The sequence below is a fragment of the Psychrobacter sp. Ps7 genome, from assembly GCF_022129225.1.
Taxonomy (GTDB): Bacteria; Pseudomonadota; Gammaproteobacteria; order Pseudomonadales; family Moraxellaceae; genus Psychrobacter; species Psychrobacter immobilis_A.
This window is the reverse complement of sequence record NZ_JADQAH010000004.1, coordinates 43666-55790: the sequence shown is the minus strand read 5'-3', so window position 1 is coordinate 55790 and position 12125 is coordinate 43666. Positions and strand designations below refer to the sequence as shown.

Annotated in this window: 11 protein-coding genes; 7 read left to right on the top strand and 4 right to left on the bottom strand. The window is 42.6% G+C overall.

The features are described 5' to 3' along the window. Positions 1-48: 48 nt before the first annotated feature. A complete protein-coding gene (gene pilG, locus I3257_RS02570; RefSeq protein ID WP_045453505.1) occupies positions 49-426 on the bottom strand; it encodes a twitching motility response regulator PilG in 378 nt (125 codons plus the stop codon). Between the two features lie 689 nt (positions 427-1115). Between pilG and I3257_RS02565 the strand changes: the two genes are divergently transcribed. The 7 genes from I3257_RS02565 to I3257_RS02535 all read left to right on the top strand — a co-directional run bounded on the left by I3257_RS02565 (position 1116) and on the right by I3257_RS02535 (position 10039). After that, a complete protein-coding gene (locus I3257_RS02565) occupies positions 1116-2408 on the top strand; it encodes an HlyD family efflux transporter periplasmic adaptor subunit (RefSeq protein ID WP_238048728.1) in 1293 nt (430 codons plus the stop codon). Positions 2409-2705: 297 nt separating this feature from the next. Then, positions 2706-3428 (top strand): response regulator transcription factor, encoded by a 723-nt coding sequence (locus I3257_RS02560; RefSeq protein WP_045444030.1) that lies wholly within the window; start codon positions 2706-2708, stop codon positions 3426-3428. Between the two features lie 102 nt (positions 3429-3530). Then, on the top strand, positions 3531-5705 hold the full coding sequence (locus I3257_RS02555; protein WP_238048727.1) for a sensor histidine kinase: 2175 nt from the start codon (positions 3531-3533) through the stop codon (positions 5703-5705). A 510-nt stretch (positions 5706-6215) separates the two neighbouring features. Continuing rightward, positions 6216-6986: a methionine ABC transporter ATP-binding protein gene (locus I3257_RS02550; RefSeq protein WP_055124775.1), complete on the top strand. Its 771-nt coding sequence runs from the start codon at positions 6216-6218 to the stop codon at positions 6984-6986. A 19-nt stretch (positions 6987-7005) separates the two neighbouring features. Then, positions 7006-7692, top strand: a complete 687-nt coding sequence (locus tag I3257_RS02545) for a methionine ABC transporter permease (protein WP_045453498.1) — start codon at positions 7006-7008, stop codon at positions 7690-7692. Positions 7693-7914: 222 nt separating this feature from the next. Further along, entirely contained in the window at positions 7915-8874 is a 960-nt protein-coding gene (locus I3257_RS02540) for a MetQ/NlpA family ABC transporter substrate-binding protein (RefSeq protein WP_238048726.1), read from the top strand. 316 nt (positions 8875-9190) lie between these two features. Beyond that, on the top strand, positions 9191-10039 hold the full coding sequence (locus I3257_RS02535) for an aldo/keto reductase (RefSeq protein WP_238048725.1): 849 nt from the start codon (positions 9191-9193) through the stop codon (positions 10037-10039). A 105-nt stretch (positions 10040-10144) separates the two neighbouring features. On the opposite strand, the gene ccmE is transcribed toward I3257_RS02535, so the two are convergent. The 3 genes from ccmE to ccmC all read right to left on the bottom strand — a co-directional run bounded on the left by ccmE (position 10145) and on the right by ccmC (position 11971). Continuing rightward, positions 10145-10645: a cytochrome c maturation protein CcmE gene (ccmE, locus tag I3257_RS02530; RefSeq protein ID WP_238048724.1), complete on the bottom strand. Its 501-nt coding sequence runs from the start codon at positions 10643-10645 to the stop codon at positions 10145-10147. 271 nt (positions 10646-10916) lie between these two features. Beyond that, positions 10917-11138 carry a heme exporter protein CcmD gene (gene ccmD / locus I3257_RS02525; RefSeq protein ID WP_045444018.1) on the bottom strand — a complete coding sequence of 74 codons (222 nt, stop codon included), beginning with the start codon at positions 11136-11138 and terminating at the stop codon, positions 10917-10919. Positions 11139-11182: 44 nt separating this feature from the next. Then, positions 11183-11971, bottom strand: a complete 789-nt coding sequence (gene ccmC, locus I3257_RS02520; RefSeq protein ID WP_201582032.1) for a heme ABC transporter permease CcmC — start codon at positions 11969-11971, stop codon at positions 11183-11185. Positions 11972-12125 lie beyond the last annotated feature (154 nt).

Here is a 12125-nt window from a genome sequence, read left to right as displayed (position 1 = left end):
TATTTAATGATATATCTACAAGCGTATATCTACAAGCGGACTTATATATTAGCGGTACTGATTAATCGCCTCGAACAGCTCATCTTTACTAAATGGCTTGGTCAAATACTCATCTGAACCCACAATACGACCACGCGCTTTGTCAAATAAGCCATCTTTAGACGACAACATAATCACAGGTTTGCTGGCATAATCAGGGTTGTTTTTTATTAGCGCACAAGTCTGATAGCCATCCAAGCGCGGCATCATGATGTCGACAAAAATAATATCTGGATTGTTATCGACAATTTTTGCTAAAGCATCAAAACCATCAATGGCGGTCACAACTTCGCAACCCGCTTTTTGTAATAAAGTCTCTGCGGTACGGCGAATGGTTTTTGAATCATCAATCACCATTACTTTTAAACCATCAAAATTATTTTCCATTATCAGTGTCCTATAAACGACTATTTATTCTTAATACCATCCATCAATGCAAAAATTTAACGGTTATTTCAACCTGTCATATCATTCATTATTGGACTGATATGAGACGCTAAATTTGCATTACCATATGTTATGACAGTCGACATATCATCTGCCAGTATCTGCCTGTCAAACAGAGCGTCAACATGGGCTACTATACGCACTTTCTAATTAATAAGCTTACTAAATTGCGCCAAACCTATGGCTTTTTAGACGACTTATTTTGCTTTTATTATCGTCCACTGCAACCGTATTTGGCTTCAAACAAGGTAGAGTACCTTTTATTACTGATGGCCATGACGATAAAAGAGGTAAGCCCGAAGTAGAAGAACCATCAACCTTATGATATTTCTGCATTATATAGAAACGCTTGGCACATTGCTGAATAATTTTCTTTTGTGATAAAAATGTATCATTGTATTTTGTTATGTTTGTTTTAGCACAGTTATCGACTAATTTCCAGTTATGAGTGAGCCAATATTCGAACTGGTCAGTAATATAAAAATATGTTCAGACTAGCTGTCACTCCTACCTTAGCCAATGACTGGATTTAGTAGCCTTAATGTCAGCGGTTTATTAAGTTTTTTGCGCTTATTTCACCCAGTGGCAATTCACTATATAATAAAACGATGACTACTATGGTGACTGCTATGACGGCTTCTAAATTTTTAAAAAATAGCACCTATCTACTGAGTGCTTTTCTTCTTGCTGCCTGTCAGCCATCACCGCCTACCAATGAGCCTGTGACTGCAGAAAACAGTGAGACTGTAGATACCCCTATTGTCATTACCGACGATAGTGTGACCATGACGCCAGATCATATATTGAGCATAAAACCTTCACGTTATCAGCCCAGTCTTGGTTTACAAGGTAAGATCGAACCTATCAAACAGACTAAACTTATCGCTGCATACCCCATTAACGTCGAAGAAATACTGGTTACTGAGGGTCAATGGGTAGAAAAAGATATGCCGCTGCTTATTGTTCGACGCGTGCAATCAGAAAGCAAAACAATAGATGCATCCAACCCAGCCAAGGAGCAATCTTCGGCATCGAACAGCGTTGCCCCAGATTCTGAAATGACGAACGATGCGGTTGATGTAAAGCAAACACACTCACAAAAAACTGACGCTAGCTCAAAACCCAATCAACCTACAGCAGAAAATGGTGCAACAACCACTAAAAACGACCCAATTGCTAACAAGGAAGAGGCAGCAGCAAACGCCACAGTGGGCACTCCTAAAAACGCAGTCGGCAACCTTAAAAACAATGACCAAACCAGCGCTAATAGCACGGCGAGCTTAAAACCGCAGCAGAATCAGTATAATTTGGTCACTGTGCGTGCCAGCTTTTCTGGCCGTGTAAAAAACTTATATGCCAAAGCAGGTCAAAGACTAGAGGCGCGCACGCCTTTATTACAGCTTAGCGATGAAACTAAATTACACTTTATCGCGACCCTACCTATCCAAGCAGAACCGCAACTTTCGGTTGGTCAGACTGTCAATTTTACAGCTGAAGGTATGTCGGAACAGTTCACAGGACAAGTCAGTAAACTGACCGCGACCAGCCAGCCGAAAAAGCTGTTGGTCTATGTTAACGTCATTGACAATGAAGCAAGTCGAGACAAGTTATTGCCAGATATGAAAGTCACGGGGCGGGTTAATTATGGTCAAATAGATGTGGGCACTATCGTGCCTAAGCGGGCGTTGCACGATGTTGACTTGACAGAATTACAAACGTCACCATATAAGCCTCTGTCACCGTTGACTGCTAACGTGTGGATTATTGGACAGGATCAGCGCCTGACACGCCAGCCTATTGAAGTAGTCGAATATGACCCTATCACAAAGCAGTATTTAATTGCAGGTATTAGCAACGACAGCTTGATTTGTTTGGCTGATTTACCGGCTGATGCTAAAGGTAAAAAAGTCAATGTCTCATAGCTATGCATGCCGACAGTTACATTGTGTAGAAACATTAACAAAGCCTCTCTTGTTTTGTAACTGCGTAATTAGGCAATATGACCGTATAATATATAGCATTAACCGAGTATTCTGAATCATTGGTATTAAATGACTCAATATCTTGAAAGTTCGAGAAATCTTAGAAAGTTTGAGAACCTAGAGGCTTAATCGTTTAACTGTTTGAGATCCTAAAATCAGCGATGTATTTATCGTGATACCAAATATCAAAACAGATGAAATGTTTGGCCAACCATAACAACAACTAGAGGATAACCCATGAGCAAGCAGATTTTATTAATCGAAGATGATCCTGATCTAGCTGAGTTAATCAGCGATTACCTGACCATGAATTATTATGACGTCCATCATGCAGGGCTTGGTCAAGAAGGGCTTGATTTATTGGATGCTAAAGAGCGTGACATTGATTTGGTCGTGCTTGACTTAATGCTGCCTGATATGGATGGTATGCAAGTTTGTCAAAAAATTCGCGGCAATAAAAACAACATGACCAATAAAGTACCAATTATCATGTTGACCGCGAAAGGTGATACCACCGATCGCGTGCTAGGTCTTGAGATGGGTGCTGACGATTATATATCTAAGCCTTTTGAGCCACGTGAGCTTCTCGCTCGAATCCGTGCTGTTATTCGCCGTCATGAGCAGCCCAATCAAGCAGATAGCCAGTCTGACAGCTTGACCTTTGGTCGTTTGAGTGTCTTTCCTGACAGCCATGAAGTGACCATCGACGATGAGCCTGTTCGTTTAACGACGCATCAGTTTCAATTATTGCATTACTTTGCCACCCATTCTGGTAAAGTATTGAACCGCGAGCAACTGTGGCAAGCCATGCCCAATGATGACAGCTCAGATAATATCGATCGCGCCATTGATGTTCATATCTCGCGCCTGCGTGCTTTAATTGAAGACAACCCACGCCAGCCAAAACGTATTATTACGGTACGCGGTGTTGGTTATCAATTTGCCACTGATCAGGTTTGATCACAAAAGTGGCAAATTAATCGATAAAAACCATACTTTTGATTTGTTTATGCAAATTAGAAGTATGAGTCGATATAAACGGCTGATAGTAGAGATGGTTTAATGCAGCAGTTGGGATTTCGTTCGGTATTTGCCAAATTATTTGCCAGTGTCATGCTGGCACTTATTTTATTTGCAGTGGCGATGGTGCTGTTGACGCAACTTGTACACGATAAAGATGCAAGTATTCGATCAGAAGTATTGGCCACCCAGATTTTAGGACAAATAGACCCTTTCTTGCACGAGCTGAATATCTCTGTTAGCGAGGACAATCGCTTGCAAGCGCGCTTTATGCTAGCAGTGGTCAAAAAGAGCTTTGATATCTTTGATGAGTCATTGCAGGCAAAGATGGGCTTGTATGACAGCGAAGGTCGATTGCTAATGCAAACGGATAACAGCGATTTGCCATTGGAGTTGCCCGCACCGCCCTCTTTATTTTCACGCGTTTTTCCCTCTCTCGCAGACACCTCCCCTACCAAGCAAGCTCAGGTTTATAGCAGCACCGGCTATACGCTTTTGTATGAATCACGCTTACCGCCTAAAAAACCAGTACTCTCCTCTGCGCTGAATTTATTTACTGGCACACTACTACTGTTACTGATTATGGCAGGTGTCCTATGGTGGATTGCTCGTACCATCACTTGGCGCATCAATCAGATGAGCCAGCAGATGGCGCAACTGGGTGATGGTGATTTTACCGTACGGGTGAATGCTCGTGGTAACGATGAGATCGCCTCACTAGCGCGTGGATTTAACCAAGCAGCACAAAAAATCGAACACCTTATCGATGCCAATAACCTGCTCTTAGCACATGCTTCTCATGAGCTACGTACCCCCATTACTCGTATCCGCTTACAGATTGAGATGATGGATATGCTCGCAGGGGCGCTACCATCTGATACCAAAGCAAAGTTTGATAAACGTGCGCAAGCGATTAACCGCGATTTGTCAGGGCTCAATGATTTGGTAGAGAGTATCTTATTGGTGAGTCGTTTAGACGCCGGTCATGCCTTGCAGCAAGTTGAAAGCTTAGACTTATACGATCTGGTGAATCAAGAACGGCAACATTATCCTGAAGCGACGCTCATTGGTGAACATATTGTGATCGATGGTCAATCATCGATGTTGACCCATTTAATTCGCAACTTGTTAACCAATGCCATGCTACACGGCAAGCCACCCGTGACGGTACTATTGTATGGTGTGCAAACTATTGATGAAGCAGATACCATACCTGATTACCTGCTACAAACGATACTCTGCAGTAGCTTTGCCGATTATAATAGCTCTGATTTTGACTCCTATCACGAACCAATTGAGGCTAATGAAGACGATACGCACAATCATATTGCGCATAGTCATACACACTCAAACGATTCTTCTCATAGTACTGGTAAAGTTAAATCTGAAGCAACGGATGCTATTATCCTGTTGCCAGCACCACCGATATATCGAAATGGAGAAAATATTGCGGTTGAGCATGATCTCAATTCCGATACCGATGTGAATATAGAGACTAAAATCGATAAAACTGATATTAATCATACCAACAGCGACATTGACTCTATTGAAACCTGTGCAACCTTAACAGAATCTACTGATGTGGATAGTGTTCAAACGGACTCAAGTACTTCGACAAACTTAGTTGACAGTGACGATACCTTTGGAAGCACCAGCGCATCCTCATTGATTGCTAATTATCATAACTTTACCAATGATTTGACTGACAAAATTAAAAAGATGGTTTGGAAAGCAGTTCCTGACACTGAAGAGCCGTCTGCAGTTATCAATGACGCTAAGAGTACTGCCTTGAATGATACAGTTCCTAAATCCAAAGGTGCTGTAATAAATAAAGGTGGCAATACACGCGATAAGGGTGATGCTCAAAACAACACTCAAAATCCTACGGAAGCACTCAGTACACCGCGCAAAGAAGGCTTATTTGCCAAGCATCTAAAAAAAGCCAAGACCGATCCTGTACGCCCATTACCGAAATATGCAGTATTGGCAGTGATTGATGAAGGCACGGGTATTCCAGAAGACAAACGTGAAGAAGTATTTAGTCCATTTGTGCGGTTGCAACAAAAAAATAAAGGCTCTGGACTAGGCTTATCACTAGTATCACAAATCGTTACCGCCCATCAAGGGCGCATCATTACTGATACATTAAATGGACATACTAGGTTTTTAGTTGTCATACCAGTCAAGCACGACCCACATTATCACCAGCATGACTAGAATGGGCTAAAAATGGCTAAATTTTGCCAAACATCGTCAAATAGCGTATCAATGTCTCGATATTATTTGCGCTACTTTCCTTGTTTGACGGCAATTTATCTCATTCTTATCACTATTTTTAAAATGAGGACACGACCTAGTCAGCAATGCTATAGTCGATTCAATTTAAAAGTAGTACAAGGCAACTGAGTGTAGATGTATATTTAATACTTCAAGCGAGGTTAACGCAGTAATACTTTTATAGTGGAATGACTATATAGGGTGCTATGAACAGACACTTCATTCTACTCGATCGTCGCGACTCACATTCTACAAACCCCTCTTACTAATAGCTATTAATCATAAGCCTGTCACGGATGTTCATATCCAAAGTGCTCGATAATATGCTATATTAGCGCCCCTTATTATAGGGTTATTAACGGTTGTTTCTTAATTGGCTTCTTACATTGTTAAAGAGGCCCGACAGCGCGTTTGTGACTATTAAAAAAATTATTGAATTTTGAGCCCTCCATGAATGACATGATTGTCTTAAACAATGTGACCAAGAGTTTTTTAAGCGACCGATCAATCAAAGACAAAGATGGCAAACCACATTGGTTTACTGCCGTTGAACCGACCTCGTTATCTGTCCAGCAAGGCGAAATCTTCGGCCTAATGGGATACTCGGGTGCCGGTAAGTCTACTTTGCTACGCCTAATCAATATGCTTGAGCGTCCAGATGCTGGTCAAGTCATCGTCGATGGCACTGACTTGACCACTTTGTCTGCCAGTGAATTGCGTATCGCTCGGCATAATATTGGTATGATTTTTCAGCAATTTAATCTGATGTCCAATCGTACTGTTTTTGACAACGTGGCCTTTAATTTAACTGTTTCAGGATATCCGAGCCGCGACATTCATAAACGAGTCATGGATTGCCTAGAGATTGTTGATCTAACAGACCGCGCTGGTCACTACCCTGCGCAGCTGTCAGGCGGACAAAAACAGCGTGTCGGTATTGCCCGAGCGATTGCCCCCAGTCCTAAAGTATTATTGGCTGATGAGCCAACCAGTGCGCTTGATCCTGCGACGACCCGCAGCTTGTTGACTTGTCTACGCGATATCAACGAACAACTTGGCGTCACCATTGTGATTGTGACTCATGAGATGAGTGTCATCCGTAGGCTTTGTGATCGCGCCGCATTACTGCATCAAGGTCAACTCTTGGAAGTTGCAGATGTTAGAGACGGTCTGATTCAGGCGACCACCCCGATTGGCAAAGGCTTAGTGCACGAAGACTAATGAGGCAGGAGAAATAAATATGTTAACTGGTAGTGAATTATCCGCCTCGATAGACAAGCTGTTTGCCCTGCGCAAAGAGATTGTGAACGCGTTTATTGATACATTTATTATGCTTGGCATCTCAACGACGGTGGCGATTGTCATCGGTGGGTTGTTTGGCATATTTTTGTTTTTATCCAGTGATCGACAGTTTTTGCAAAACAAAACATTGTATGGTCTGCTTGGTGGTATCACCAACTTTATGCGCGCTTTCCCATTTGTCATTTTGATGATTGCCATGAGCCCATTTACTAAGGCTATCGTTGGCACGGGTATTGGACCGATTGCGGCCTCATTGGTACTCGCCATTGCAGGTTCGTTTTATTTTGCCCGTTTGGTCGAGCAAAACTTACGTGAAGTGCCACGCGGTATCATTGAGGCGACCGAGTCTATGGGCGCACGTCCTTTGACCATTATTAAAGTCTTACTCAATGAAGCACGCTCAGGACTGGTATTGTCCGTGACGATTCTCTGTATCAGCCTGCTATCTTATTCAGCAGCGGCAGGTATGATTGGCGGCGGTGGTCTGGGGGATTTAGCCATTCGTTATGGCTACTATCGTTATCAAACGGAGGTGATGATTTTTATCGTTATTGTCCTATCAATAATGGTCGTCTCCATTCAAGCATCGGGTAATTGGTTGGCTAACCGTTTGGATAAACGATAGAAAAAAGACTTAGATAAAGTCAGTTAACGCTAATATGAATAATACTCAGGGTTTAATGCCGATTCATCCTAAGCAAAATGCTTGACTTTGTTACTGAGACCCTTTAATTTTGATACTAACTTAACAGTCGTTAACTTAGCAGCATTACTATCCCTAATGTTGCTTTTTTAATGGCCAGCGTTTGCCCTCCATCCCATCCATCCCTCTTATTAAGGAAGTTCCATGAAATTAACAGATATCAGCCGTCAGTTAGCGACTGCATTTGCTGCCGTTGGCGTATCAAGCCTAGTCTTGGTTGGTTGCAACAACTCATCAGCACCAGAAGCGACTAAAGAGCCTGTTACGGAAGGCTCAACAGCAGAGACTGCCGCTAGCGATATCGATCCTGAGCATACCAAAATTGTCATCGGTACCACCGAAGGTGACTTCGCCGATATGGTGCGCAACCAAGTGAAAAGCTCACTGGAAGCGCAAGGTTACGAAGTTGAGCTGGTTGCTTTTACTGACTATGTACGCCCAAACCTTGCCTTGGCTGAAGGTGATTTGGACATCAACATCTTCCAGCATAAGCCTTATCTTGATACCTTTAAAAAAGAAAACAATCTTGATCTAGTAGAAGTTTTCCAAGTACCTACTGCCCCACTTGGCATTTACTCAGGTAAAAAGACCACGCTTGATGATGTCTATAAAGGCATGAGAGTCTCTGCACCAAATGATCCAAGTAACTTTGCTCGTGCGCTGGTGATGATGGATCATCTTGGCTGGATCACGCTAAAAGACAATATTGATCCGCTAACGGCATCAAAAACTGACATCGCTGATAACAGCAAATACGACATTGAAATTATTGAGTTAGAAGCCGCTCAATTGCCACGTGCTCGTGATGAAGTCGACTTTGCAGTCATCAATGGCAACTATGCCACGGATGCTGGTATCAAGCTGACTGAAGCGCTATTTCAAGAGCCTAGCTTTGCTTACGTCAACTGGTCAGCCATCAAATCAGCCGATGCTGGCAAAAAATGGGTCGAAGATGTGACCAATGCATATAACTCAGAAGCCTTTAAAAAGTATGCTCATGAAACTTTCCCTGGTTATAAGTACCCAAAAATCTGGGGCTCTGATCACAGTGCGCACACGGATACCGCAACAAAACCTGCCCCTGTAGAAGCTGCTGCTCAATAAGCTCTTAAGCCAAAAACACTTAAATCCAAAACACTTAAATATCGTCTTCGTCCCGATTGTAAACGCCCATTGCTAGATAGTGATGGGCGTTTTTTATGGACTCGATTTTACGATTTTTATTTTTTAACCGCGCGCTGCTGTCTATCAGTTACTTAAAATGACGTTACAGCCTGTTTGTCCTTTGTAGGAAAGCGTCACGTGCCCTTTTACTTGCTGCCAATTTTTTCTATAGTGGGTAGGTCAAATAGAGAGGGTGATCAGAATATTGATGATTCGATGCTCTATCAATAAATACATAAATAACAAGGATAATAAGATGCGTGCTAAAACTTATAATATTCGTACCGCTGGACAAGCAAATATTCCTGTACTAGGGCTTGGCACATGGCAATCGACCGGTCAAGATTGTGTTGATGTCGTCAGTCAAGCGTTGAAAATGGGTTACGAGCACATCGATACCGCTCAAGCTTATGGCAATGAAAAAGAAGTCGGTCAAGGTATCAAACAATCAGGGGTATCTCGGGATAAGTTCTTTTTGACCACAAAGATTTTTCCTGATGACATGAAGTTTGAGCCTGAGAAATTGATTGCCGCCGCCAAGCGCTCTTTAGCAGACTTAGATACTGATTATGTTGATTTGCTACTATTGCACTGGCCGGATGACCGCGTTCCTTTATCCGAAACTATTCCTGCCTTGTGCGAGCTACAGAAACAAGGTTTGACACGCCATATCGGGGTTTCTAACTTTAATATTGCTAATATCATTGAAGCTGAGAAATATGCTGATGTACCGATTGTGGTCAATCAGGTTGAGTTTCATCCTTTCATCAAGCAAAAAACCTTGCAGACTTTTTTGAACAATCACCACATTCTACTCGAAGCTTATTCACCACTTGCACGCGGGGATGTATTCGATAATGAGATTATTAAAGAAATCGCTGACAAACATAATGTCACGCCAGCACAGATATCATTGGCTTGGATTCTGGTAGACAAGCATCGTATCGCTATTCCTAAAACGTCTAACCCTGATCATTTGCAAGGCAACTTAGACGCTATAAAAGTACAATTAAGTGCGGATGATATTGAGAAAATCAGCAGCTTAGCGCGTGCTGATGGGCGCAAAATCGAGCATCCAGATTACTCGCCTGAATGGGACGACTAAGTTCTTGTAAGAAACTATCAAAACTTATTAGTACTAAAATTCATGTAAAAAAAGAGCCGCTAATAATATATTAGCGGCTCTTTTACTATGGTATGGACTATATAATTACTGCTGTAAGGTATCTGTCTCATACACCTTTTCAGCAGGATTATATTGCTCAGAAGGAGGCACTACACCGCTACGGTTGTTTTCTTTCATCGATTTGGCCACTTCTGGCGGCATGTAGTTTTCATCATGCTTCGCCAAGACTTCTCCAGCGACAAAAGTATCACCCTGCATCTTACCTGTTGCGACGACACCTGAGTTTTCAGCAAATAAATCTGGCAAAATACCTTGATAAGTCACTGGTACTGTCGATTGAAAGTCAGTAATGGCAAACTCAACGTTTAGTGGATTGTCTTCTGCGCGCTGGACACTACCCGCAACGACCATACCGCCTGCTCGAATACGCTTATCTTGTGGTGCTTCACCTTGTGCAATCGCGGTAGCATCAAAGTAGTAATCGGTCTGTTGCCCAATGGCATAAAGAACCAATACCACGGCTATCGCCGCTCCTGCAAGCGTAAACATAACCCACATCAGTTTTTTGCGACGAACTGCGTTCATACCACTACCTCATTGATGAGTCACTGTTTTATAAACTATAGTCAATGCCATACAAATATATAAAACAGAAAAATTTGAAGAAACTACCATTAGAAAAACGTTCTAAAAATGTCTTTCTAATCGTACTCTTCTAATGGCTATATGGTAGCATTTTTCGGACAAATCAATAAGCCCTATAACCTCTGTGGCAGTCACCTCTTTATCAGGTGCTAAGTTGCAGATTGAGTGGCTAAAAATTAACGGCTAACGCTAGATAGGACGAACCTACTAGCTAATTAGGCTGCTTGGTGACAGGCATGGTTGTTTTAGCAGTACGCTGTGCTTGCCGCGCTTGCTGAATGGTCAACTGTTTGATTAAAGCCTGTCGTTGTCTCCGACTATAAATAACAAACGCCAGCATCATGCCAACGGTAATTGCCCAGCACGACCAAACGAACACGCCATGCTTACCCATGGCAAGAAATTCAGATACGCTATAAAAGTAAGGCTGCATAATATTTTCCTAGCCGTGATTTTTTTTGGCGACAGTCATGACCATCATTTAGCTTGCCCGCGAATGTATTCTTTGACCCATGCTTTGCCTTGATCACGATACAAGATAAGCGTATTGGTACGATAAATCGCTAATGTTGCCACTAATAAATAGCTACCAATAATCATCAGTAATAAGGGCATCCACATATCTGCTGACATCTTAGGCGCGGCGGTCAAAGTAAAGGTCGAGCCTTGGTGCAAGGTGTTCCACCACTGTACCGAATACTTGATAATGGGCAAATTTACTGCGCCAACAATAGACAAAATGGCGGCGGCTTTACCACGATTGGCAGTATGCTCAAACGCGGCAAATAACGCCATCACCCCCGCATACAGAAACGCCAAAATGAGCATAGAGGTCAAACGTGCATCCCAAACCCAGTAAGTACCCCAAGTGGGTTTCGCCCAAATAGAGCCCGTGATTAAGCTAATCACACAGAGCAAGAATCCTAGCGGAGCAAGCGCCTGTGCCACTAAGCTAGCCGTTTTTATTTTCCAAACCAAAAAAATGACCCCTAGCACTGCTAAGGCAAAATAGATGGAAATGGCGATACTGGCAGCGGGTACGTGGATAAAGATAATGCGATAGCTATTACCCTGCAGATAATCAGGCGGCGCAAAAGCGAGACCCCAGATACTACCGATCAACAGGCAAATACTGGCTAATATGGCTAACCACTTGACCCAAGGCGAAAAAATGCGAAAAAACTGCTTGGTACCCACAGTGGTCAAAAAGCCTTGCCAGATGCGCTGCCACAAGCTAGGAGATGAGACGTTATTCAAGTTGGGCATGGGAATAAACCTATTGGCACAGCGTATTGGTTGTAACCGATATAGCGCATCATGGGCGCGACTACCTGTTAACCTGCCGGCGTTAAACACTGGATAAAATCTACAAGTGATTGTTTGCTTAGTTAACTGACTATTATAGCAAAATTGCCAGTTT

Bases quoted from the DNA above. Each gene is read 5' to 3' on its own strand.
- ccmC (WP_201582032.1), bottom strand. From the start codon at position 11,971: ATGCCCAACTTGAATAACGTCTCATCTCCTAGCTTGTGGCAGCGCATC.
- I3257_RS02565 (WP_238048728.1), top strand. From the start codon at position 1,116: ATGACGGCTTCTAAATTTTTAAAAAATAGCACCTATCTACTGAGTGCT.
- ccmD (WP_045444018.1), bottom strand. From the start codon at position 11,138: ATGCAGCCTTACTTTTATAGCGTATCTGAATTTCTTGCCATGGGTAAG.
- I3257_RS02555 (WP_238048727.1), top strand. From the start codon at position 3,531: ATGCAGCAGTTGGGATTTCGTTCGGTATTTGCCAAATTATTTGCCAGT.
- I3257_RS02550 (WP_055124775.1), top strand. From the start codon at position 6,216: ATGAATGACATGATTGTCTTAAACAATGTGACCAAGAGTTTTTTAAGC.
- I3257_RS02560 (WP_045444030.1), top strand. From the start codon at position 2,706: ATGAGCAAGCAGATTTTATTAATCGAAGATGATCCTGATCTAGCTGAG.
- ccmE (WP_238048724.1), bottom strand. From the start codon at position 10,645: ATGAACGCAGTTCGTCGCAAAAAACTGATGTGGGTTATGTTTACGCTT.
- pilG (WP_045453505.1), bottom strand. From the start codon at position 426: ATGGAAAATAATTTTGATGGTTTAAAAGTAATGGTGATTGATGATTCA.
- I3257_RS02540 (WP_238048726.1), top strand. From the start codon at position 7,915: ATGAAATTAACAGATATCAGCCGTCAGTTAGCGACTGCATTTGCTGCC.
- I3257_RS02535 (WP_238048725.1), top strand. From the start codon at position 9,191: ATGCGTGCTAAAACTTATAATATTCGTACCGCTGGACAAGCAAATATT.
- I3257_RS02545 (WP_045453498.1), top strand. From the start codon at position 7,006: ATGTTAACTGGTAGTGAATTATCCGCCTCGATAGACAAGCTGTTTGCC.